Consider the following 20,980-nt stretch of genomic DNA (forward strand, 5'->3'; position numbering starts at 1 on the left):
GGCGTACCCTATGCGCACTTTCCAGCGGCAGCAGAAGAGAAGAGGCGATGAGCAGCAAGATCAGAGTCGAGGCCCCCCTGGTCATCCTCCACGGTGACGAGATGGCCCAGGTAGCCTTCGAGAAGATTCTCGATACCTTCGTGACCTCCCGGCTGGAGATCCCGCTGGTCGAGATCGACCTCTCCGCCGAGAATCGCCTGGTCACCAACGGCCAGGTGGTGGTCGATGCCGTGGAGGCGCTCAAGCGCCACGGCGTGGGCATCAAGAACGCCGGCATGACGGTCAACCGCGCCCAGCTCGGCGAACTGCTCGCCAAGCACCCCGACCTCGACGGCACTCGGCTGCACCCGCTGGCCACCAAGTCTCCCAACGGCGCCATCCGCAAGGGCATCGGCGGCAACATCACCCGCGAGGACATCCAGTTCCGCAACCTCAAGGTCAAGCGCCCCGAGTGGGTCGACCGCGACATCGTCGTCGACACCATGGAGGTGGGCGGCATCAAGGAGAGCTTCAACGAGCTCTCGCGCGCCACCGGCATCGTCAAGCTGATGTTCGTGGGTGCCAGCGGCGACCCGGTGGAATTGCACCGCCGCGAGGTCAAGAAGGGCGACCCCTGGCTGCTCGCCACCAACGACCTGGAGGACGTCAAGGCCTGGGCCCACCGCTTCTTCCAGCGCGCCATCGACGAGAAGCGCGACATCTACCTGGGCCTCAAGGACACCGTGATCTCCGGTTATGACGGGGTGATGCGTGCCGCCATCGAGGGGATCTACGACCAGCACTACCGCGAACAGGTCGGGGCCCTGGGGCTCAACTACTTCTACGAGCTGATCGACGCCCAGGCCGCACGGATCGTCGCCAATCCGCCCGAGCGCGCCATCTGGGGCGTGCCCGACAACACCACCGGACGCAAGCTCCACAAGCTGGTGGAGCAGCTCAAGCGCTTCGGCATCCCCGACCGCAAGGCCCAGGTCTCCATCTCGCGCATGAGCGCCGGCGGTGGCGACCAGTACGGCAGCTTCAACGCCCCCGCCGACGAGGACGGCATCCTCAAGGTGATCGTCGACGGCGAGGAGAAGCATGCCCGCCACGTGCGCAAGGGCGACCCCATCCTGCTGATGTCCAACGACCACGAGGCAATCAAGGACTGGGTGCTGCAGGTGTTCCGCGACGCCTCGCGCAAGAGCAAGGAGGTCTACTTCGGCCTCAAGCGCGAGTACATGGAGTACGACGAGGTGTTCAGTACCGTGATCACCGACGTGCGCCGCGAGCTGGCCGAGAATGGCACCCCGCCACCCTCGTTCATGATCATGCGGCCCTCCAGCCAGCTGATCAAGATGATCACCGACCCGCCCCGCAACGCCCTCTACCCGGCGCAGAACCTGGACGGCGACATCTTCTCGGACATCTCCGCCGCGCTCGGCGGCAGCCTGGCCACCGCCAGCTCCATCATCGAGAGCAAGGACGGCACCATGCTGTTCGAGGCACCCCACGGCACCGCCCACGACCTCTACCTGAAGTACCTGGAGAGCGACGGCAAGGAGGCCCACTTCAACTCCTCCGCCCTGCTCTACGCCGTGGCCAACGCCCTGGAAACCCTGGGCGAGCGCGAGGAGAACGCCGCCCTGGTCGACTACGCCCACCGCCTCAAGTCGGCGCTGATCGACACCGTGGACGCTGGCATCATCACCGGCGACCTCAAGGGCAAGACCAACGCCCCGGAGAACGAGACCCTGGTCGACATGCAGGGCTTTCTGGACGCCGTGGCCAGCCGCCTCTGATCGTCACCCAGTCGCCTTCGACACCAACGGGGCCTGCCTTTGCGCAGGCCCCGTGTCGTTCGGCCACTCGCCTCGCGGGCCGAAAATGCCGATACTGACGGCCACCCTACCAGCCGGAGCCAACCCCATGAGCGAACACGAACGCACCATCATGGCCTTCGACGATCAGGGCCGCGAGGTGATGATCGACATCCAGGTCAGCGTGAAGGAGCTCGGCGAGCTGACCCATGCCGGCCCGGTGAGCGGCGGTCCCGCCCTGCGCACCCGCGAGGGACACCCGGTCAGCTACCTGGGCGGCGGCGAATTCTCGGTCACCCTGCCCGGCGAGGAGGAGTCGATCTTCCGCACCGACGACCCCGACTTCGCCTGAGCCCAGCCACACATCCCTACTACCCGACCACAGGAGGCCCCCATGGCCGTAATTCTACAGGTGCACTTTCCCTTCGATGGCCCCTTCGGCGAGGCAATGGTCGAGGCCATGACGCCGCTGGCCCGCTCCATCAACGACGAGCCCGGCCTGCTGTGGAAGATCTGGACCGAGGATCCCGCGGGCAAGCGGGCCGGCGGTGTCTACCTGTTCGCCACCCGCGAAGAGGCCGAGGCCTATTGCCGGATGCACACCGGCCGCCTGGAGGGCATGGGCGTAAGTGGCATCGAGGCCCAGATCCTCGAGGCCAACGAGGCGCTCTCGGCGATCAACGGCGGGCCGCTGACTCAGTAACCCCTTGCCACGCCTCCTGCCACAGGGAAACAGCCTCACCGCAGGCTGTTTCCAATAGGAAAACCCGACACTCGCCAGCAACGCCCTACCGACCGGCATGGAGTAGGCGATTCTTGATGACGCCCATTGTTTCCAATAGGAAACATCGTCTACTCTAGGCACTATGCTGTCCGGTTGCCGCTATCCTTGAGGCACGCCACTTCGTTTTCCCTGTTATCGGAGGCCCCCATGAGCGAGCTGAAGCGTACCCCACTCCATGACCTGCACGTCGAGCTCGGTGCCAAGCTGGTACCCTTCGCCTGCTATGAAATGCCGGTGCAATATCCACTGGGCGTGAAGAAGGAGCATGAGCATACACGCACGGCCTGCGGACTGTTCGACGTCTCGCACATGGGGCAGCTGCTGCTGCGCGGCCCCTCCCCGGCCGAGGCACTGGAGACCCTGGTACCGGCGGATATCGTCGGCCTGCCCGAGGGCATGCAGCGCTACGCCATCTTCACCAACGAGGCGGGAGGCATCCTCGACGACCTGATGGTGGTCAACGCCGGCGACCACCTCTACCTGGTGGTCAACGCCGCCTGCCGGGACCAGGACATCGCCCACCTGCGCGCCAACCTGCCGGCCGGCCACGAGATCGAGGAGCTCGATCGCGGCCTGATCGCCATCCAGGGTCCGCAGACCGCCGAGATGATGAAGCGGCTGTGCCCGGATGCCACCGAGATGGTATTCATGCAACATGGCCACTTCGAGATCGACGGCATCCCGGTGTGGGTCAGCCGCAGCGGCTATACCGGCGAGGACGGCTTCGAGATCTCGGTGGCCGCCGAGCAGACCGAGGCCCTGGCACGCCGCCTGCTGGCGGAGCCGGAGGTCGAGGCGATCGGCCTGGGTGCCCGCGACTCCCTGCGCCTGGAGGCTGGCCTGTGCCTCTACGGCCACGATATCGACACCACCACCCTGCCGGTGGAGGCCGGACTGATCTGGGCCATCGGCAAGCCCCGCCGCAACGGCGGTGAGCGTCCCGGCGGCTTCCCGGGCGCCGAGGCGATCCTCCATCAGGTCGATGCCAAGGATCACACCCGCAAGCGGGTCGGCCTGCTTGGCGAGGGACGTGCCCCGGTGCGCGAAGGTGCTCCGCTGCTCGACGCCGAAGGCAACGCCATCGGCACGGTGACCTCCGGAGGCTTCGGCCCCAGCGTCGGCGCACCGGTGGCCATGGGCTATGTGACCATAGCCAACGCCGAGCTGGGCACCACCGTCTACGCCGAGGTGCGCGGCAAGCGCCTGCCGATGACCGTCAGCAAGACCCCCTTCGTCGCACCGGGCTACTACCGAGGGAAGTGACTGTCGCAGGAAGTGGCTGTCGCGAAACGAAAAGGCTCCGCCGCGGATATTTCCCGTCCGCGGTAACGCAAGACCGAAGCCCCCTGGCGCTACCTCGCCGGGGGCCCGCAAGGCCAGGGCCGCCTGATCCGGCCCAGGCACACAACAATTCTGCCAGCACCCAACCACCGAGAGATCCTCGATGACTTCCACGCTTAATACCCTTTTCGGCCCGCTGCTGCGCCTGGGCCTGATCACCCAGATCGCCATCGGCATCGTCTGCGGCATCCTGCTCGCCGTCGTATCTCCCGACCTCGCCGCCTCGTTCTCGCTGCTCGGCGAGCTGTTCGTCTCGGCCCTCAAGGCCGTGGCCCCGATACTGGTGTTCGTGCTGGTGGCGGCGGCCATCGCCGGGCACCGCAAGGGACAGCCCACTCATATTCGCGGCGTGCTGCTTCTCTATGTGGTCGGCACCCTGGTGGCGGCACTGGTCGCCGTGCTGGCCAGCTTCACCTTCCCCACCACCCTGACGCTGGACATGCCCGAGGTCAGTGGCAACCCGCCGGGCGGCATCATCGAGATCCTGCGCAACCTGCTGCTCAATGCCGTTGCCAACCCGGTTACCGCGCTGATGGAGGCCAACTTCATCGCCATCCTGGCCTGGGCCATCGGCCTGGGGCTGATGCTGCGCCACGCCAGCGAGACCACCCGCGACGCGCTCAACGACCTCTCCGAAGCCATCTCCGGTATCGTGCGCGTGGTGATACGCTTCGCCCCGCTGGGCATCTTCGGTCTGGTCGCCAATACCCTGGCGGAAGCCGGACTCGGCGCACTACTCGAATACGGCCGACTGCTGGGTGTGATCGTCGGCTGCATGCTGTTCGTGGCACTGGTCACCAATCCGCTGATCGTCTTCTGGCAGACCCGCCGCAACCCCTACCCGCTGGTCTTCACCTGCCTGCGTGGCAGTGCCATCACCGCCTTCTTCACGCGCAGCTCGGCGGCCAATATCCCGGTCAACATGGCGCTGTGCGAGAGGCTCGATCTCGACCCCGACACCTACGCGATCTCCATCCCACTGGGTGCCACCATCAACATGGCCGGCGCGGCGATCACCATCTCGGTGATCACTCTGGCCGCGGCCAACACCCTGGGTATCCCGGTCGACTTCCCCACCGCCCTGCTGCTCTGCGTGGTCTCGGCGCTGGCCGCCTGCGGTGTCTCGGGTGTGGCCGGCGGCTCACTGCTGCTGATCCCCATGGCCGCCAGCCTGTTCGGCATCTCCACCGATGTGGCGATGCAGGTGGTGGCAATCGGCTTCGTGATCAGCGTGGTCCAGGACTCCACCGAGACGGCACTCAACTCCTCCACCGACGTACTGTTCACCGCGGCCGCCTGCCGCGCCGCCGAGGGGCGGCAGGCGCAAGCCGAGGCGCAGTAACAACAACAGAGGTTCACGACCATGTCCATCAGCGTCTTCGACCTGTTCAAGATCGGCGTGGGGCCCTCGAGCTCGCACACCGTGGGCCCGATGCGGGCCGCCTACGACTTCGTCGGTGAGCTCAAGGAGCGCGACCTGCTGACCCGCGTGGCGCGGGTGGAGGTGCAGCTCTACGGCTCGCTCTCCGCCACCGGCATCGGCCACGGCACCGACCACGCGGTGCTCATGGGGCTGATGGGCGAGCGCCCCGATCGCATCGACCCCGATATCATCGCCCCCTCCATCGAGGAGCTGAAGGAGGCCGAGGCACTGCGCCTGGATGCCCGCCATAGCGTCCCTTTCGTCTGGGCGCGTGACATGCAGCTGCTCGAAGAGAGCCTGCCGCATCACCCCAACGCCATGCGCCTGATCGCCCACGGCCACGCCGACGAACTCTACCGCAACACCTACTACTCGGTGGGTGGTGGCTTCGTCATCGATGAGGCCCAGGCCGCCGAGGGGGCGCTGGATACCGATCAAACCGCGCTGCCCTATGACTTCCAGACCGGTGACGAGCTGCTCCGCATGTGCCGGGAGAACGACCTGCGCATCAGCGAGTTGATGCTGGAGAACGAGAAGGCCTGGCGCAGCGAAGAGGAGATTCGCGAGGGCCTGCTGGTGATCTGGGCGGCGATGCAGGTCTGCGTCAAGAAGGGCATGGAAGCCGAGGGCGTGCTGCCTGGTGGGCTCAACGTCAAGCGCCGCGCCAAGACCCTGTATCAGCGCATGCTGGCCAGCGAGGACGACCATTCGCTGATCGCCTCCACCATGTCGGCCATGGACTGGGTCAACCTCTACGCCCTGGCGGTCAACGAGGAGAACGCCGCCGGCGGGCGCATGGTCACCGCGCCCACCAACGGTGCGGCGGGCATCATCCCGGCGGTGCTCCACTACTACATGCAGTTCCGCAAGGGCGCCAGCGAGCGCGACGTGGTGGACTACCTGCTCACCGCCGGCGCGGTAGGCATCCTGTGCAAGAAGAACGCCTCCATCTCCGGCGCCGAGGTGGGCTGCCAGGGCGAGGTAGGCTCGGCCTGCGCCATGGCCGCCGCCGGCCTCACCGAGGTAATGGGCGGCACCATCAACCAGGTGGAGAACGCCGCCGAGATCGGCCTGGAGCACAACCTGGGCCTGACCTGTGACCCGGTGGGCGGCCTCGTCCAGGTGCCCTGCATCGAGCGCAATGCCATCGCCTCGGTGAAGGCCATCAACGCCGCCCAGATGGCCCTCCGCGGCGATGGCGAGCACTTCATCTCGCTGGACAAGGTGATCCGCACCATGCGCGACACTGGCGCCGACATGCAGGCGAAGTACAAGGAGACCTCGACGGGCGGGCTGGCCGTGAACGCCATCGAGTGTTGAGTCGGTAAGCCAAGGCCAGTGAAGGGCGGACACTTGGCAAGTGTCCGCCCTTTCGTTGTGATGGGGTAGCAGCCGGGGCGAGTGCCCGGCGGGCTAGAAGCGGTAGGTGTACGTCACATAGAGCCGATCGACATCATGCGTGATGAAGCCGGCCGGGCCCAGATTCAACTGCTGGCCGCTGCCCGGGCGGGGCTCGCCCTCGGTCTCGAAGTTGACGTGCAGCCAGGCCAGTGACAGTCCGTCCAGGGGGCCCTGAAAGCGGTACTGCAGCATGCTCAGCAACTCGCTGCGCGAGAACCCGGTGTAGCCGTCGGCCTCATCGGAGTGAGCGTAGTAACCATCCCAGCGCAGTCCCTCGAGGCCCAGCATGGTCAGGTCCAGGCCAGCGCTGACCTTCCACATGGCCTCCCCAGCCAAGCCGAAGCGGTAGAAGTTGTCGGCGGCGCTGTCCCAGGTGCCATAATCACGGTTGAATAGCACGCGATCGAAGTTATCGCCCAGAACCTTGGAGTAAGCCACACCCACATAACCGGGGGCTTGACGCCAGGTCAGCGACAGCTCATTGGAACGCGACTCGTGTTCGGCATCCGCCGAGTAGACACCGGGCACCCCCTGCTCCTCGAACAGCTCACCACCATCGCTCTGCCGGGTATGGGCCAGGGCGACTGCCAGGGTCGCATCCGACGTCATGGCAAAGTCCCGGCTCAGGCGCACAAAAGCCTCGTCGAGGTAGTCCTTCGCCGACAGGTACTCGGCCTCGGCCTTGAGCTCGCCCGGCAACGCATAGCTCAGCCCGGCCAGGTCGACGCTGTCGATGGCCTGGCCATCGAAGGTGCGCAGATCGTCGCCCCAGCCGGATTCGTCGCGGGGACTGAAGCGCTCGATGCGTGCCGCATAGAGCGACAGGTCGCGGAAGTCGTAGGCCGCATCGAAGCCGACCGAGGCGGCCGGAAGGATGCGCGTGGTGTTGTCGGCATAGAGGCGATAGTCGCGTACCTTCTTGCCCCAACCCAGGCGCAGCCGATTGCCCTCCTCGCCGAAGCGCAGCTTCAGGTAAGCCGTGGTCGGCTTGGCGATGCCATCGGGGTCCTGCAGGTCCCCATCGGTGGAAAGATTACTGACGTTGTTTGCCTCGCTGCCCACGTTCAAGGCATCGGCGACCCCTACCCCCAGGTCGAAACCGATGATGTCGCGATAGAAGCCGGAGGTGTAGTCGAGCTGCAGGGCATGCACCCACTCGTCGCGGGTCGGCCCCACGCCGCTTCCCGGGTCCTCGTTCCAGTAGTACTGGCGGTACTGCAGCTGGGTCTGGCCATCCTCGGTGAAGCCGGCGGCGAAAACGAGTGACGGGGAGAGGGACAGCAGCAGGGCAGCACCTGTCAGGGCGGGTCGGGTCATGGTGATCTCTTTTGCGTATGGTGGTTGTGGTTTTTGTGTCTTGGGCACGCGGGTGGCCGGCCCTGCGTGTGAGCAGGGCGGCGGTGATCAAGCAAGGATCGTGAGAGGTCAGGTCAGGTAGGCGAGTGCCCCGGCCGCCATGGCCTCGATACCGGTGCGCATGGTTATCGCATTGCCCGGGAAGTAGTAGGGCGAGTGGGGCATCTCCAGGTGGCGCATCTTCTGTGCCACGCCCTCCCCCGGCGTCTCGACCCAGCGCTCGGCCGGGGTGGCGCCGATAAACCAGTAGACATAGGGGATATCCTCGCCGCCGAAGCCGCCCGCCTCGGCGTTGCCAAAGAAGGGGAAGTCCTCGCTGCCGTTCAGGCGCGGCATGGCGTAGAGAGCCTCCTCGCCGAACTGGGCGGCGTGGGCCTGGCGCACCCGCTCCACTGCCGCCGAGTCATTGTGCAGGGCGATGGTCTCGTTGAGCACACGGAACTCCGGAGGCTTCGGCGAGCGTCCCGCCTCGCACTCGGCACGGATGATACGCTCGATGGACGCCACCACCTGGCGATGCAGGGTATCGTCGAAGCTGCGTACGTTGATCTCGAGTTCGGCGGAGTGCGGGATGATGTTGGCCTGGGTGCCGGCGGCGAGCTTGCCCACCGTGACCACCACGGTCTCCTCCGGCGGCACCTCCCGGGAGACGATGGTCTGCAGCCGGGTCACTACATGGGCGGCGATCACCACCGGATCCACCGTCTGGGCCGGCATCGAGCCGTGGCCGCCGGCGCCGTGGATGGTCACCGCCAGGTTGGTGCAGGCGGCCATGGCACTGCCGGGGCGATGCCCCACGGTGCCGGCAAGCGCCGGCATATTGTGCTGGCCGAGGATGACATCCGGCCGAGCGAAGCGCTCGTAGAGGCCATCGTCGAGCATGGCCCGGGCACCGCCGAAGATCTCTTCGGCGGGCTGGCAGATCAGCATCAGGGTGCCGGACCACTGCTCCTTGAGCCCGGCCATCACCGCGGCGGCGCCTACCACACAACTGCTGTGTAGGTCGTGGCCGCAGGCGTGCATCAGTGGCACCGTGCCGCTCTCGGTCTCCGCGGTACGCGTGCTGGCATAGTCCAGGCCGGTGACCTCCTTGATCGGTAGGGCGTCCATGTCGCCACGCAGCATCACCGTGGGTCCCTCGCCGTTCTCGAGCATGGCCACCACCCCGGTGCCACCCACACCGCGGGTCACCGCATAGCCCAGCGCTTCCAATGCCTCGGCGAGGCGGGTGCTGGTCTCATGCTCCTGGAACGGCAACTCGGGATATTGATGGAGCTGGCGGTAGAGCGTTTGCACCTCGCCGAAGGCGGCCTCCACCCGGGCGTCGATGGCGTCCTTGAGATCATTACCCTTGTCGATTGCGCCGGCAGTATCGTGTCGTGTCGTCATGCGAGTCTCCTTGCCGCTTAGCGGCTAGCCGGGCTGGTGATTGACGCGTCGCTGTCAGAACGCCCGACGCGCTGCCAGGCCGCCACGACCAGAATGTTCAGCAGGATCGCCCAGACCCCGGCGTGCCAGCCAAACGGCGAGCTCCATACGAAGTCCATCAGCACGTAGGCGAGGCTACCGACCAGGGCGCCGGCCATCACGCTGGCACGCCGCAGCTGGGGCATGAAGAGCGCCCCGATCACCATCGGGAAAAGCTGCACGATCAGGCCGTAGGCAGTCAGCAGGATCATCACCAGCGAGCCGGGGTTGAGCAACGCGATCAGGTAGGCTAGCAGCGACAGCCCCAGCACGCTCCAGCGGGTGGCACTCACCGCTGCCTCCTCGCTGGCGTTCTTCATCACGGTGGGGCCCATCACATCGCGCACCAGCACCACGGCGGCGGTGTGCGCCAGGTTGGCGCCGGTGGACATCGCTGCTGCCAGAGCACCGGAGAGCATCAGGCCGATCACCCAGGGCGAGAAGTTGGCGACATCCATCACCATCTGCAGCAGCACAGTGTCGGAGCGCTCCAGGGGCGCCTCGGCGAAGGCCAGGATGCCGGCGAAGCCGATGAACAGCAGCGGCACCAGCAGGTAGGCATAGAGCGGATAGAAGACGCTGACCTTGCGCAGGGTCTTGCCGCTGTCGGCGGAGTAGAACTTCATGAACAGGTGGGGCCACATGGCGCCGCCGAAGGCGCTGACCAGCACCGCGGTGCTGAAGTAACCCCAGCCCATGCCGGTGGCACCGGGCATGGTCAGGTACTCCGGAGCCTGCTGCTGGAGCTGGGTGAACATCTCCCCCACCCCGCCATAGAGACGCTCGGGGATAGCCAGGCCCAGGAACCAGGCGATGGCGATCATCATCACGCCCTGCACCAGGTTGGTCCAGCCGATGCCACTCAGCCCGCTGGCGAAGACATAGGCCGCCACCACCAGGAAGGCCAGCAGGCCGCCCAGCCAGAAGGGCACCGCCCCATCGGTGGCGGCCTGGAACAGCAGACCGGCACCGGCGATCTGGATGGTCAGGTAAGGCACCAGCGCCATCACGCCAATCACCCCGGCCAGCATGCCCAGCGGCTTGCTGCGGTAGTGGTCGGCGATCATGTCGCCCTGGGTGAGGTAGCCGCGTTCGCGGCCCAGCTTGGCCACTCGCGGCCCCAGCGCCCAGATGGTGATCGGCACCAGTGACAGATAGGCGAGTATGTAGAAGGCCGGCGCCCCGTGCTGGTAGGCCCAGCCCGGGGTGCCAAGAAAGGCGAAAGCGGAGAAGATCTCGGCGCCAAGGATGAAGAACAGGATCACCACGCCCACGTGGCGCCCGCCGGCCACATAGCCCTCGAGGCTGGAGCTCGCCTGCCCGCGGGCGCGCAGGCCCACGGCCAGAACCACCATCAAGTAGGCAAGGGTGATGCCGATGACGATCGCGATATCACTCATGGCGGTCACCTCCGTGGCGGATCACGAAGGCCACCCACATGCCCACGAACAGCAGCAGCATCCACAGGGTGTACCAGAAGAACAGGAAGGGCAGGCCCAGCACGGTGGGCTCGATACGGTTGGCGATCAGGGCGCCGGGCCAGATCATGGCCAGGGTGCACAAGGCGAAGTGCAGCCCCGTCAGCAGGTGGTAGGTCTTGGTCATGGAGGGCGTTCCGGCTCGCACGGGGCGAGACTTGTTGTGGATTGTCCTTCCACTATGGAACGCCGCAAGCGATAGCAAAAATATCACTTTTGGATAGCTGACATGCCATTTAAGCATGAGTAGAGTTCCCGATATCGCCCCTGTGCAGGCCCAATCCCATGGAATTCCGCCAACTCAGCTACTTCGTGGCTGTCGCCGAGACCGGCTCCATCTCCGCTGCCAGCCGCCGGGTGCACGTGGCCCAGCCGGCGCTGACCCGTCAGATTCGACTATTGGAGGAGGATCTGGAGGTCAATCTACTGGAACGTCACGCCCGGGGGGTGCGGCTGACGGTAGCCGGCAAGGCGCTCTACGAAGAAGCGGTGGCACTGCTCGACCGGCGCACTCAGGTGCGGGCGCGGCTCTCGGCGCTGGGCAGCGGCCTGACCGGCAAGCTCGGCCTGGGGGTGACGGTGACCCACCTGTGGGTGCCGGAGGTAGCCGGATTATTGCGATGCTATCGCGATCGCTATCCAGAGGTCGGATTCGAGGTCTTCCCACTGCTCTCGGGGCCGCAGCTTGACCGGTTGCGCGAGGGCACCCTGGACGCCGGCATCCTGTATCTCGACAGCGCCGAGCAGCAGGGCCTGGAGGCACGCCAGCTGCAGAACGACTACCTGATGCTGGCGGTGCCCGCCGACTCTCACTGGGCAAGCGCGCCGCCGCAACGCCTCAAGGAACTCGAGCAGGCCGACTTCATCTGGGGCTTCCGCAGTGTCTCGCCGGTCTACTACGACCGCGTGATGGCACACTTTCAGCGCCTCGACTTTCACCCCCGGGTGGTGCAGTTCGGCGCCGACAACATCGCCATCCTCAGCATGGTGGCGGCAGGCCTGGGCATCGCCATCGTGCCCGCCGCCAGTGCCAGCCACCCCATGCCCGGCATCCGTTTCCTGGAGCTGGAAGAACTGACACAAAGTGGCATGCCCCTGTGGCTGGCCTGGCGCAGCGGCAACGACTCGCCGGTGCTGCACAACCTGGTGGCACTGGCGGAGGCGGGCTTCACTCCGGCGCGCGGATCTCGCCCAGATGATCCCGCTTGAGATAGCAGGTGACGCCGTCCGTCCCGGCGAGAAGGCGCGGCGTGTCGCCGACGGGCAGGCGCAGCCAGCTACCCTTGCTAAGGGTCTGGCCCGGAGTCTCGCCGTCGAGGCTGAGCTCGCCGTCCAGCACCAGCAGCTCTACGCCCCGGGTCGCCTCTAGCGGTAGCGCCTGCCCCGCCGCCAGGCGCTCCAGGCAGACTCGCTCGGCGGCGGACTCGAACAGCTGGCAGGTCTCGCGCCCCTCCCCCTGGCGATGCCAGGCGGCGGGGTCGTTGGTGTCGACGCGGACGTGATGATCGTCCTCTGGCGGCATCTGCCACAGCTTGACGAAGATGGTGGCGCCCGGCTCGCTGGAGGGTCGATGCGCGGAGCCCGGCGGGTTGCGCACATACCAGCCCACCGGGAAGTCACCGCTCTCGTCGGAGAAGGTGCCGGAGAGCACCAGGATTTCCTCCCCTCCGGGGTGCTCATGGGGCGGGAAGTGGGAGCCCTGGGCGTAGCGCACCAGGCTGGTGGCGCGGGCCTTCTCGGCCCCCACCCGGTCGAGCATCACCCGCTCGACGCCGCCCTGGGGCGAGGCCACCCACTCGTGCTGCTCCGGCGTGACGACGGCACGCCGGGTGAAGTCCGCATTGATACGCATGGTCACTCCTGAAAAGCGGAAGTTGGAGAATTATCCCCCATGATGGTGGATTACGGCCCCCAGGCAAGGCTATGAGTGCTGCTTGATCCACTCGGCGGTGTCGGTGACCTCGGCGTAGGCGAAGGCCAGCCCGGCCATGAAGGATGCATGCACCTGGGCCGCCGGCACCGTCTCGCCGTTGAACGTCTGGTCGTGGGTGGCGCAGGCATCCTGCAGCACCGTGACCTGGTAGCCGAGATCCGAGGCGGCACGGGTGGCGGCGTCGATGCACATATGGCTCATGGCGCCCACCACCACCAGCTTCTCGATGCCCTGCGCCTGCAGGTGCTCGTGCAGGTCGGTACCGAGGAAGGCGTTGACGCTGTGCTTGAGGACCACCGACTCGTTGCCCGATTCCCGCGGCGCCATGGTGGCGTGAATGTGAGCCCCCTCGCTGCCCGGCGCGAAGAAGGGCGCCTCGGCGGAGGGAAATTCGTGGCGGATATGCACGACCGGCAGCGAGCGTTCGCGGAAGTGTCCGAGCACGGCAGCGGCCTGCTCGGCAGCCGGCTGGATGCCCACCAAAGGCCACTTGCCGTCGGGGAAGTAGTCGTTCTGCAGGTCGACGATCATCAGGGCGGTATCGCTCATCGGGGCGTTCTCCTTGGAGGTTGGAGCCTGCATCATGGCAGAGAAAACTCGCTGGGTCGGCTGGCCGGGGCAAATTGACGTCAACGTGCGCCGGCTTCGCCACACGGCCCGAAAGCATTTGACATCGTTCCGGCGGCGCCGTACCTTTAAGCCAGCGCCGATTTGAATCCCAGCTTGCGGGCGCTCTACAAATCCAGCTAAAGCGACGCCAAGAGCCCGCTTTAGCATCTGCAAAGCGGGTTTTGTGTATCTGGCCCCCGGGCCACCGCCGATTTAAGCACCAACTTGCGGGCGGGATAGAAATGCAGCTAAAGCGGCGCACGGCTCCTCTCCCCTGGGTCGGCGCTTGCCGAACCACGACCTCCAGACAGGGGAAAAGGAGACTGACATGAGCCATCTCGCCCAGACCGCCAGCCGCCAACGGCCGGCCACCACCCTCGCCCGCCTCGCCGCGCTCGACCTGACCCAGGACGATATCGTGCGCCCGGAGCTGCGCGATGACGCCATCCTCTCCGACCGCACGCAGCGCGTCGGAAGGAAGGATCACAACCACCGCGGAGCTCGCCTCTCCCGGACGGCAGGGAGGGTGGCACAATGAACCTGCTCCATGAACTGCACCTGCGCACCCACCACCTGACGCCGGAGACCCTCCTCGCCGAGCTCGGCTACGAGCAGTCCGAGCCCGAAGCGCTCGAGCACTTTCAGGCCGTGCTCCAGGGCCGCTACCTGGGACTCGAGCGCCAGTTTCACGACGCCCACTACGCTCCCCGCGGCTTCCTCGAGGCGCTCTGCCGAAGCATCGGTCTGGCCCCGGCCGACTACCGCCCCGCCATCGCCGCCGTGAGCGACCGCCTGGCCGAGGATCGCGCCGCCTTTCGCCACTGGTTGTTCGCCGACACCGACTATGTGCGCGGCCGCGGCACACCCATCTTCGCCATGGCCTTCACCGAGCACTTCCGCCGCCTGCCCTTCCCCATCGACTTCTGGCGCCTGCCCTGGGAGGAGCGCCTGGCTGCGGCCTGCCACAAGGCTCGCGACCATATGCAGCAGAGCGGCGGCACCCTGGTGACCTGGGGCGAGGTCAAGCGCTACCACTACTGCTATGCCGACAAGCGCAGCATGGTCATCACACCCGAGGGCGAGGTGATCGGCGAACGTGACGACTTCGACCCGCCCCGGGCCACTTTCGGCATAAAGGGTAGCGACGAGAACCTGCCGGACCAACTGCTCCCGAAGGAGGAGTGACGACGTGCCGGTGGGTGGCCCGGTTCGCCGGCCTGGCCCACCCACCAGCCACGCGGTGCCATCTGCTAACATCAGGGGTTCACGCCCCCGACAACATCCCCCTCGGAGCCCCCATGACACGCAAGGAAGCGAGCCCCCACCGCCTGGACCGGGCGCTGGTGTGGGAGGGATTCAAGGCGCTGCTACCGCTCTCGCTGTTCGTCATCGTCTTTGGCGTCGCCTTCGGCCTGGCGGCGACCCAGGCCAGGCTCGGCGACCTCGAGATCGTGCTGATGAGCACCCTGGTCTTCGCCGGGGCCTCGCAGTTCGCCGCCCTGGAGCTGTGGGGGCCACAGGTGCCCTTCTTCACCCTGCTGGTAACGGTGTTTGCCATCAATGCACGCCACCTGCTGATGGGCGCCACCCTCTACCCCTGGCTCGAACCGCTCTCGCCGGCCCGGCGCTACGGCATCATGCTGGTCGCGTCCGACGCCAACTGGGCCATGGCCATGCAGGCCTTCGGCCGCGACCGACCGGGGCTGGGACTGCTACTGGGCGGCGGGATCGCGCTGTGGGGCTTCTGGGTGCTGGGTACCTGGCTGGGCCTTAACGTCGGCGGCTCGGTGCAGGACCCCGCGAGCCTGGGGCTCGACATGGTGATGGGCTGCTTCCTGCTGGCCATGGTGGTGGGCGGCGAGAAGAACCTGCGCATGCTGCTGATCTGGACGGTAGCCGCCGGCGCCTCGCTGCTCGCCTTCTACTATCTGCCAGAGAACAGCCACGTGGTGGTGGGCGCCATCGCCGGCGGCCTGGTCGGCCTGGCCTGGGGGAAGCGCGAATGAGCCTCGAAACGGGCGGCCTGGGTGCGCTCTTCGTCATCCTAGCCATGGCGCTGGTAACCCTGGCGACGCGCTGGGGCGGAGTCTTCGTGATGTCCTTCGTGCCCATCGGCTACCGGGTGCGACAGTTCATCCATGCCATGTCCGGCTCGGTGCTGGTAGCACTGCTTGCGCCCCTGTCGGTGACCGGCGACACCGGCGCCCGCCTGGCACTGCTCACCACCGCCGTGATCATGCTGACGCTCAAGAAGCCGCTGCCGGCCATCGCCGGCGGCATCCTGGTCGCGGCGCTGTGCCGCCAGTTCCTGCCCGGGGCGGCATAGCCGCGAATCGCGATGCTTGCCACCGGGCACTATGCCACCGGCAGCCCCGCTGCCTTCCACTCCGGATAGCCCTCCTCGAAGCGTCGCACTCGGTAACCGAGCTGACGCAGACGCTGCACGGCCTCGTGGGAGAGGGCGCAATAGGGGCCACGGCAGTAAGCCACGATCTCCTTGTCCTGTGGCAGCCGCTCCAGCATCTGCCCCAGCTCCGGTAAGGGGATGTTGATCGCCTCCGGCAGGTGGCCGGCCGCATACTCATCCTCGGGGCGCACGTCCAGCAGGGCCACTTCTCCGCGTTCCAGACCAGCCATCAGCTCGTCCCGGGTCACGGCTTCCAGGGCACCATTAGCATCGTCATCCGCGAACAGCTGCCCGACCAGGCGCTCCATCTCCGCCAGGTTGGTCTCGGCGATCTCCCGCAGCAGCCCCATCAGGCCGACGATACGCTCGTCAGTCAGCCGGTAGATCATCTGCTTGCCCGCGCGGCTGGCGGTGACCAGCCCGGCACGACGCAGCTGCTGCAAGTGCTGTGAGGCATTGCCGACCGTGAGACCGGCGGTCGTCGCCAGGGTCTCCACCGGAGCCTCGCCCTGGGCCAGACGCTCCAGCAGTGCCAGGCGATGGCCGTTGCCCAGCGCACGCCCCACCTGGGCCAGGGTATCCAGTATCTGCTGTTGATCGGTCATGTTCACTCTCTTGAAGGTGCACTAACCATGGTGCCGCTTGACAGGCATCGGCATCCATCACCATCATTCTATCGTTTTATAGAATGATGGCAGAAGGAGCCTTCCAGTGAAAAGCCTCATCATCATCAACGACCCGCCCTACGGCACCGAGCGTCTCTACAACGGCCTGCGCCTGGCCCACGCCCTGATCAAGCGTGAGCACGAAGTGACGGTCTTCCTGATGGGCGATGCCGTCTCCGGCGCCAAGGCCGGCCAGAAGACGCCGGATGGCTTCTACAACGCCGAGCGCATGGTCAAGCGGGTCACCACCAAGGGCCGCGTGCTGCTATGCGGGACCTGCATGGATGCCCGCGGCATTACCGAGGAGGAGGTGGTAAAGGGCGCCGAGCGCAGCACCATGGACGCCCTGGCCGAGGCCACCGAGCTGGCCGACAGGGTTATGGTGTTCTGATCCCTTCCACTCCGAGGAGCATTATGCCCATGGAACCGGCAAGCCGGGAAAAGCGCAACGTGGCCATCCTGGTGACCAGCCAGGTGCTGTTCATGGTGGCCTCGATCACCGTGATGACACTGAGCGGGGTGGTGGGCCAGCAGCTGAGTCCCGACCCGGGGTTCGCCACCCTGCCCATCGCCATGATGATGCTGGGCACCGTGGCCTCGACCCTGCCGGCCTCGCTCTACATGAAGCGGGTGGGACGGCGCCGCGGCTTCATCACCGGGGCAAGCCTGGGCGGTGTGGCCGGTGGCCTGCTCAGCTTCACCGCCATTTCGCTGGGGTCGTTCTGGCTGTTCTGCATCGGCAACCTGCTGCTGGGTCTCTACCAGGGCTTCGCCATGTACTACCGCTTCGCCGCCGCCGACGTGGCGAGCCCCGCCTTCCGCAGTCGGGCGATCTCCTTCGTGATGGCCGGCGGCGTGGCCGCGGCCTTCCTGGGCCCCTGGAACGCCAGCGCCGCCACCAACCTGATCGCCGCGGTGCCCCTGGGCGGCCCTTATCTGGTGATCGCCATCCTCGCCCTGATGGCCATCGGCCTGCTCAGTCAGTTGAAAGTACCGGCCACGGGTGAGCCGCAGCCCGGGGAGCAATCCCGTCCCCTGGCCGCCATCGCCGCCCGGCCGAGCTTCCGGGTGGCGGTGCTCGCCGGCGCGGTGGGCTACGCCATCATGGTGCTGGTGATGACCGCCACGCCGCTGGCCATGCGCGCCCGGGGATTCGAGATGGGCCAGGTCGCCTTCATCATGCAGTGGCACGTGCTGGGCATGTTCGCCCCCTCCTTCTTTACCGGCGGGTTGATCGCCCGCTTCGGCGTACCGCGCATCCTGCTGGCGGGCAGCCTGTTGCTGACCGGCACGGTGCTGGTGGCAAACCTGGGCACCAGCCTGGCGCACTTCTGGGTGGCGCTTGTGCTGCTCGGCATCGGCTGGAACTTCCTGTTCGTGGGAGGCAGTGCGCTGCTCTCCACGGTGCACAGCGAGGCGGAGCGCGGCAAGGTGCAGGGCGTGAACGACCTGATCATCTTCTCTCTGGTCGCCCTGGGATCGCTGATGGCCGGCGCGCTGCTGCACCACCTGGGCTGGGAGGCGCTGAACCTGGCCATGCTGCCGGCCATCCTGCTGGTGATGCTGGCCACGCTGTGGTTCGGTTTCAGCCAGCGCACACAGGCCACGCCAAGCGGCTCCTGAGTCACCGGTTCACGATCACTCCCGGAGTTTCATCAGATGAGTCCCAACGACGACCATTACCGCCACGGCATCCGCGAGAACCTTCACCAGTTCACTCATCAGCTGGGCCAGGTCTTCCTGGTCGGTCTCACCATCGGCATGATGCGTACCGTAGTGCCGGCGCTGGCGGAATCCGAGTTCGGCGTCGCCGAGGGCTCCTTCATGATGCTGACGTCATTCGTGGTAGCCTTCGGCTTCGTGAAGGGCGCCCTCAATTTCGTGGCGGGGCGACTCGCCGAGCGCATCGGGCGCAGGAAGGTACTCCTGTTCGGCTGGCTATCGGCCATCCCGATCCCTGCCATGGTGCTGTATGCCCCCTCCTGGGGCTGGATCGTCGTCGCCACCGTGCTGCTGGGCGTCAACCAGGGGCTCTGCTGGTCGATGACGCAGACCGCCAAGATGGATATCACCCGAGCCGACGAGCGCGGCTTCACCATGGGCATGAACGAGTTCTCGGGCTACGTGGGGGTCGCCGTGGCGGGGATCGTCACGGGCTATCTGGCGATGGGGCTCGGTCCGCGCCTGGGGCTCTTCGTGTTCGGTGCCGCGGTGATCGCTCTGGCCATCGTGCTGACCCTGACCTCGATCCGCGAGACGCACGCCTGGGCCAAGGCAGAGAGCGCTCGCCACGCCAGCGGCAACTCCGACGGGCCGAGGGCCAGAATCTCACATTTGGTCTCGGACGCCCCGACCACCGGTGAGATGTTCGCACTGATGAGCTGGCGTGACCGGCGCATGGCCGCCTTCAGCCAGGCAGGCCTGGTGGAGAAGTTCGTCGACGCCCTTGTGTGGGTCTTCTATCCGGTCTTCCTCTACCAGCAGGGCCTGGGGCTCGACGCCATCGGCTGGGTGGTGGGGATCTATGGCTTCGTGTGGGGCGGCTCCCAGTTCGTCACCGGCAAGCTTTCGGACCATGTCGGCCGCCTCAAGACCATCGTCTGGGGCATGTGGATTTGCGGTGGTGGCGTGGCCCTGACGCTACTCGGAAGCGGCGTGGCCTGGTGGTCCTTTGCGGCCGCCGTCACCGGCGTCGGCATGGCGCTCCTTTACCCCAACCTGAGCGCGGCGGTGGCGGATATCTCCCACCCCAACTGGCGCAGCTCCGCGATCGGCATCTATCGATTCTGGCGCGACCTCGGCTACGGAATCGGCGCCCTGGGCTTCGGCCTGGTGGCCCACCTTACCGGCGCCGTTACCGCCGGCTTCTGGTTCGTGGTCATCGCCATGTTCCTCTCGGGCGCCCTGGTCATGGCCTGGGGAGAAGAGACCCATCCGCGGCTCAACCCGGAGCCCTGATCCGCCCGCTCCGATCGGCTATGCCCACCTGTCACACGGCTGTCACCCTTCATCAGCAGGGTGACAGCCTTGCCAAAGGCTTCAGGAGAGTGTCATGAGCGTTGACCAGGCAACCCCAGGCCGCGTCCGCGAGGTCTTCCGCGCCTTCCTGCTGCTCGGCCTGACCTCCTTCGGCGGCCCCATCGCCCACCTCGGCTACTTCCGCAGCGAGTTCGTGGAGCAGCGTCGCTGGTTGACCGAGCAGGACTACGCAGACCTGGTAGCGCTATGCCAGTTCCTGCCTGGCCCCGCCAGCAGCCAGGTGGGCTTCGCTCTGGGACTGATGCGCGGCGGCCCCTGGGGAGCACTCTCGGCGTGGACGGCCTTCACCCTCCCCTCTGCGATCCTGCTGGTGCTCTTCGCCCTGGGCGCCGCCGCCTTCGAAGGCCCCATCGGCCAGGGCCTGATCCACGGCCTCAAGGTCACTGCCGTAGCCATCGTCGCCCATGCGGTCTGGGGCATGGCACGCAATCTCTGCCCCGACCGGCGCCGCGCCGGCATCGCGCTCGCCGCGGTGTTCACCGTGGTACTGGTGAGCGGCCCGCTGGGCCAGGTAGCGGCCATCGTCGTCGGCGCCGTTGCCGGCATGCTGCTCTGTCGCACCCACGCCGAGGCAGAGGTGCATCCCCTGACCCTGCCCATCTCCCGCCGCGCCGGCCACCTGGCGGGGGCCGGCTTCGTCGTGCTGCTGGTCGTCCTGCCGCTGCTGGCCTGGGTCACGCCCTCCATGACGCTGGCGGTAATGGATGCCTTCTACCGTGCCGGCGCCCTGGTGTTCGGCGGTGGCCACGTGGTGCTGCCGCTGCTCGAGGCCGAGGTGGTGCAGTCCGGCTGGGTGAGCCCCGATGATTTCCTGGCCGGCTACGGCGCCGCCCAGGCGATCCCCGGGCCGTTGTTCACCTTCGCCGCCTACTTAGGCTCCGTCATTGAGGGTTCATTGCCCGGGGGAGCTGCCATGGTGCCTTTCGGCGGCAGCCTGTTCGGTGCCACCCTGGCGTTGGTGATGATCTTCCTGCCCGGCATGCTGCTGCTGGTGGCGGTGCTACCCCATTGGAACCGCTTCCGCCGTTGGGACAGCGCCCAGGCGCTGATGCGCGGCGCCAACGCCGCCGTGGTGGGCATCTTGGGAGCGGCGCTCTACCAGCCGGTTTGGACCAGCGCCATCCTCGGCCCTCGGGAGTTCGCCCTGGCGCTCACCGGCTTCCTGCTGCTCGGCGTATGGAAGCTCCCCGCCTGGGCGGTAGTTGCACTGCTGGCGGGCGGCGGGGTGCTGATCTCGGTTTGAGGCAAGCCCGGCCGTGATGGGGCGAGTCATGTATC

General features: G+C 66.7%; 22 protein-coding genes. 15 read left to right on the plus strand and 7 right to left on the minus strand.

Features of this window, described 5'->3' with window-relative positions:
- Positions 1-47: 47 nt before the first annotated feature.
- The 6 genes from ACJ7IV_RS12120 (at position 48) to ACJ7IV_RS12145 (ending at position 6,667) form a co-directional block, all read left to right on the plus strand.
- Complete coding sequence (locus ACJ7IV_RS12120) at positions 48-1,781, plus strand: isocitrate/isopropylmalate family dehydrogenase (protein WP_483864605.1); 1,734 nt, start codon at positions 48-50, stop codon at positions 1,779-1,781.
- Positions 1,782-1,908: 127 nt separating this feature from the next.
- Positions 1,909-2,151: a hypothetical protein gene (locus ACJ7IV_RS12125; RefSeq protein ID WP_161431366.1), complete on the plus strand. Its 243-nt coding sequence runs from the start codon at positions 1,909-1,911 to the stop codon at positions 2,149-2,151.
- Between the two features lie 42 nt (positions 2,152-2,193).
- A complete protein-coding gene (locus ACJ7IV_RS12130) occupies positions 2,194-2,502 on the plus strand; it encodes a monooxygenase (RefSeq protein ID WP_483864606.1) in 309 nt (102 codons plus the stop codon).
- A 228-nt stretch (positions 2,503-2,730) separates the two neighbouring features.
- Positions 2,731-3,846: a glycine cleavage system aminomethyltransferase GcvT gene (gene gcvT, locus ACJ7IV_RS12135; RefSeq protein ID WP_483864607.1), complete on the plus strand. Its 1,116-nt coding sequence runs from the start codon at positions 2,731-2,733 to the stop codon at positions 3,844-3,846.
- 181 nt (positions 3,847-4,027) lie between these two features.
- Positions 4,028-5,266 carry a serine/threonine transporter SstT gene (gene sstT, locus ACJ7IV_RS12140; protein WP_483864608.1) on the plus strand — a complete coding sequence of 413 codons (1,239 nt, stop codon included), beginning with the start codon at positions 4,028-4,030 and terminating at the stop codon, positions 5,264-5,266.
- Between the two features lie 21 nt (positions 5,267-5,287).
- Entirely contained in the window at positions 5,288-6,667 is a 1,380-nt protein-coding gene (locus ACJ7IV_RS12145) for an L-serine ammonia-lyase (RefSeq protein WP_483864609.1), read from the plus strand.
- 93 nt (positions 6,668-6,760) lie between these two features.
- Here ACJ7IV_RS12145 and ACJ7IV_RS12150 read toward each other — a convergent pair whose 3' ends face one another.
- The 4 genes from ACJ7IV_RS12150 to ACJ7IV_RS12165 all read right to left on the minus strand — a co-directional run bounded on the left by ACJ7IV_RS12150 (position 6,761) and on the right by ACJ7IV_RS12165 (position 11,176).
- Positions 6,761-8,065 (minus strand): OprD family outer membrane porin, encoded by a 1,305-nt coding sequence (locus tag ACJ7IV_RS12150; RefSeq protein ID WP_483864610.1) that lies wholly within the window; start codon positions 8,063-8,065, stop codon positions 6,761-6,763.
- Positions 8,066-8,173: 108 nt separating this feature from the next.
- Positions 8,174-9,493: an amidohydrolase gene (locus ACJ7IV_RS12155; RefSeq protein WP_483864611.1), complete on the minus strand. Its 1,320-nt coding sequence runs from the start codon at positions 9,491-9,493 to the stop codon at positions 8,174-8,176.
- A 17-nt stretch (positions 9,494-9,510) separates the two neighbouring features.
- Positions 9,511-10,971 (minus strand): sodium:solute symporter family protein, encoded by a 1,461-nt coding sequence (locus ACJ7IV_RS12160; protein ID WP_483864612.1) that lies wholly within the window; start codon positions 10,969-10,971, stop codon positions 9,511-9,513.
- Entirely contained in the window at positions 10,964-11,176 is a 213-nt protein-coding gene (locus tag ACJ7IV_RS12165) for a hypothetical protein (RefSeq protein ID WP_282039310.1), read from the minus strand. Before ACJ7IV_RS12165 ends, ACJ7IV_RS12160 begins: the two co-directional genes overlap by 8 nt.
- Before the next feature lie 158 nt (positions 11,177-11,334).
- Here ACJ7IV_RS12165 and ACJ7IV_RS12170 point away from each other — a divergent pair, with 158 nt between their 5' ends.
- A complete protein-coding gene (locus tag ACJ7IV_RS12170) occupies positions 11,335-12,258 on the plus strand; it encodes a LysR family transcriptional regulator (protein ID WP_483864613.1) in 924 nt (307 codons plus the stop codon).
- Here the strand turns inward: ACJ7IV_RS12170 and ACJ7IV_RS12175 are convergent.
- Both ACJ7IV_RS12175 and ACJ7IV_RS12180 read right to left on the minus strand, forming a co-directional pair.
- Positions 12,218-12,901, minus strand: a complete 684-nt coding sequence (locus ACJ7IV_RS12175) for a cupin domain-containing protein (RefSeq protein ID WP_483864614.1) — start codon at positions 12,899-12,901, stop codon at positions 12,218-12,220. The two genes, ACJ7IV_RS12170 and ACJ7IV_RS12175, sit on opposite strands and share 41 nt — an antisense overlap.
- Positions 12,902-12,970: 69 nt before the next feature.
- The gene (locus ACJ7IV_RS12180) at positions 12,971-13,531 is read right to left on the minus strand and encodes a cysteine hydrolase family protein (protein WP_483864615.1); all 561 of its coding nucleotides are present in this window, start codon (positions 13,529-13,531) and stop codon (positions 12,971-12,973) included.
- A gap of 388 nt (positions 13,532-13,919) precedes the next feature.
- On the opposite strand from ACJ7IV_RS12180, the gene ACJ7IV_RS12185 reads away from it, so the two are divergent.
- The 4 genes from ACJ7IV_RS12185 to ACJ7IV_RS12200 all read left to right on the plus strand — a co-directional run bounded on the left by ACJ7IV_RS12185 (position 13,920) and on the right by ACJ7IV_RS12200 (position 15,917).
- Positions 13,920-14,129 (plus strand): hypothetical protein, encoded by a 210-nt coding sequence (locus ACJ7IV_RS12185; protein ID WP_483864616.1) that lies wholly within the window; start codon positions 13,920-13,922, stop codon positions 14,127-14,129.
- Positions 14,126-14,776 carry a hypothetical protein gene (locus ACJ7IV_RS12190; protein WP_483864617.1) on the plus strand — a complete coding sequence of 217 codons (651 nt, stop codon included), beginning with the start codon at positions 14,126-14,128 and terminating at the stop codon, positions 14,774-14,776. The genes ACJ7IV_RS12185 and ACJ7IV_RS12190 overlap by 4 nt, the downstream gene beginning before the upstream one ends.
- 113 nt (positions 14,777-14,889) lie before the next feature.
- Entirely contained in the window at positions 14,890-15,597 is a 708-nt protein-coding gene (locus ACJ7IV_RS12195) for an AzlC family ABC transporter permease (protein ID WP_483864618.1), read from the plus strand.
- Positions 15,594-15,917, plus strand: coding sequence for an AzlD family protein (locus tag ACJ7IV_RS12200; protein WP_483864619.1), 324 nt, complete (start codon positions 15,594-15,596; stop codon positions 15,915-15,917). The genes ACJ7IV_RS12195 and ACJ7IV_RS12200 overlap by 4 nt, the downstream gene beginning before the upstream one ends.
- A 29-nt stretch (positions 15,918-15,946) precedes the next feature.
- On the opposite strand, the gene ACJ7IV_RS12205 is transcribed toward ACJ7IV_RS12200, so the two are convergent.
- Positions 15,947-16,603, minus strand: a complete 657-nt coding sequence (locus tag ACJ7IV_RS12205) for an ArsR/SmtB family transcription factor (RefSeq protein ID WP_483864620.1) — start codon at positions 16,601-16,603, stop codon at positions 15,947-15,949.
- 106 nt (positions 16,604-16,709) lie between these two features.
- On the opposite strand from ACJ7IV_RS12205, the gene ACJ7IV_RS12210 reads away from it, so the two are divergent.
- The 4 genes from ACJ7IV_RS12210 to chrA all read left to right on the plus strand — a co-directional run bounded on the left by ACJ7IV_RS12210 (position 16,710) and on the right by chrA (position 20,945).
- Positions 16,710-17,054: a DsrE/DsrF/TusD sulfur relay family protein gene (locus ACJ7IV_RS12210; RefSeq protein WP_483864621.1), complete on the plus strand. Its 345-nt coding sequence runs from the start codon at positions 16,710-16,712 to the stop codon at positions 17,052-17,054.
- Positions 17,055-17,083: 29 nt separating this feature from the next.
- Positions 17,084-18,286: an MFS transporter gene (locus tag ACJ7IV_RS12215; RefSeq protein ID WP_483864622.1), complete on the plus strand. Its 1,203-nt coding sequence runs from the start codon at positions 17,084-17,086 to the stop codon at positions 18,284-18,286.
- Positions 18,287-18,322: 36 nt separating this feature from the next.
- A complete protein-coding gene (locus ACJ7IV_RS12220; protein ID WP_483864623.1) occupies positions 18,323-19,621 on the plus strand; it encodes an MFS transporter in 1,299 nt (432 codons plus the stop codon).
- 94 nt (positions 19,622-19,715) lie between these two features.
- Complete coding sequence (gene chrA / locus ACJ7IV_RS12225; RefSeq protein WP_483864624.1) at positions 19,716-20,945, plus strand: chromate efflux transporter; 1,230 nt, start codon at positions 19,716-19,718, stop codon at positions 20,943-20,945.
- Positions 20,946-20,980 lie beyond the last annotated feature (35 nt).

The organism is Halomonas sp. C10-5 (genome assembly GCF_057169305.1).

Excerpts from the sequence above, each read along its gene's own strand:
- ACJ7IV_RS12120 (WP_483864605.1), top strand. The coding sequence starts at position 48 with ATGAGCAGCAAGATCAGAGTCGAGGCCCCCCTGGTCATCCTCCACGGT.
- ACJ7IV_RS12125 (WP_161431366.1), top strand. The coding sequence starts at position 1,909 with ATGAGCGAACACGAACGCACCATCATGGCCTTCGACGATCAGGGCCGC.
- ACJ7IV_RS12130 (WP_483864606.1), top strand. The coding sequence starts at position 2,194 with ATGGCCGTAATTCTACAGGTGCACTTTCCCTTCGATGGCCCCTTCGGC.
- gcvT (WP_483864607.1), top strand. The coding sequence starts at position 2,731 with ATGAGCGAGCTGAAGCGTACCCCACTCCATGACCTGCACGTCGAGCTC.
- sstT (WP_483864608.1), top strand. The coding sequence starts at position 4,028 with ATGACTTCCACGCTTAATACCCTTTTCGGCCCGCTGCTGCGCCTGGGC.
- ACJ7IV_RS12145 (WP_483864609.1), top strand. The coding sequence starts at position 5,288 with ATGTCCATCAGCGTCTTCGACCTGTTCAAGATCGGCGTGGGGCCCTCG.
- ACJ7IV_RS12150 (WP_483864610.1), bottom strand. The coding sequence starts at position 8,065 with ATGACCCGACCCGCCCTGACAGGTGCTGCCCTGCTGCTGTCCCTCTCC.
- ACJ7IV_RS12155 (WP_483864611.1), bottom strand. The coding sequence starts at position 9,493 with ATGACGACACGACACGATACTGCCGGCGCAATCGACAAGGGTAATGAT.
- ACJ7IV_RS12160 (WP_483864612.1), bottom strand. The coding sequence starts at position 10,971 with ATGAGTGATATCGCGATCGTCATCGGCATCACCCTTGCCTACTTGATG.
- ACJ7IV_RS12165 (WP_282039310.1), bottom strand. The coding sequence starts at position 11,176 with ATGACCAAGACCTACCACCTGCTGACGGGGCTGCACTTCGCCTTGTGC.
- ACJ7IV_RS12170 (WP_483864613.1), top strand. The coding sequence starts at position 11,335 with ATGGAATTCCGCCAACTCAGCTACTTCGTGGCTGTCGCCGAGACCGGC.
- ACJ7IV_RS12175 (WP_483864614.1), bottom strand. The coding sequence starts at position 12,901 with ATGCGTATCAATGCGGACTTCACCCGGCGTGCCGTCGTCACGCCGGAG.
- ACJ7IV_RS12180 (WP_483864615.1), bottom strand. The coding sequence starts at position 13,531 with ATGAGCGATACCGCCCTGATGATCGTCGACCTGCAGAACGACTACTTC.
- ACJ7IV_RS12185 (WP_483864616.1), top strand. The coding sequence starts at position 13,920 with ATGAGCCATCTCGCCCAGACCGCCAGCCGCCAACGGCCGGCCACCACC.
- ACJ7IV_RS12190 (WP_483864617.1), top strand. The coding sequence starts at position 14,126 with ATGAACCTGCTCCATGAACTGCACCTGCGCACCCACCACCTGACGCCG.
- ACJ7IV_RS12195 (WP_483864618.1), top strand. The coding sequence starts at position 14,890 with ATGACACGCAAGGAAGCGAGCCCCCACCGCCTGGACCGGGCGCTGGTG.
- ACJ7IV_RS12200 (WP_483864619.1), top strand. The coding sequence starts at position 15,594 with ATGAGCCTCGAAACGGGCGGCCTGGGTGCGCTCTTCGTCATCCTAGCC.
- ACJ7IV_RS12205 (WP_483864620.1), bottom strand. The coding sequence starts at position 16,603 with ATGACCGATCAACAGCAGATACTGGATACCCTGGCCCAGGTGGGGCGT.
- ACJ7IV_RS12215 (WP_483864622.1), top strand. The coding sequence starts at position 17,084 with ATGGAACCGGCAAGCCGGGAAAAGCGCAACGTGGCCATCCTGGTGACC.
- ACJ7IV_RS12220 (WP_483864623.1), top strand. The coding sequence starts at position 18,323 with ATGAGTCCCAACGACGACCATTACCGCCACGGCATCCGCGAGAACCTT.
- chrA (WP_483864624.1), top strand. The coding sequence starts at position 19,716 with ATGAGCGTTGACCAGGCAACCCCAGGCCGCGTCCGCGAGGTCTTCCGC.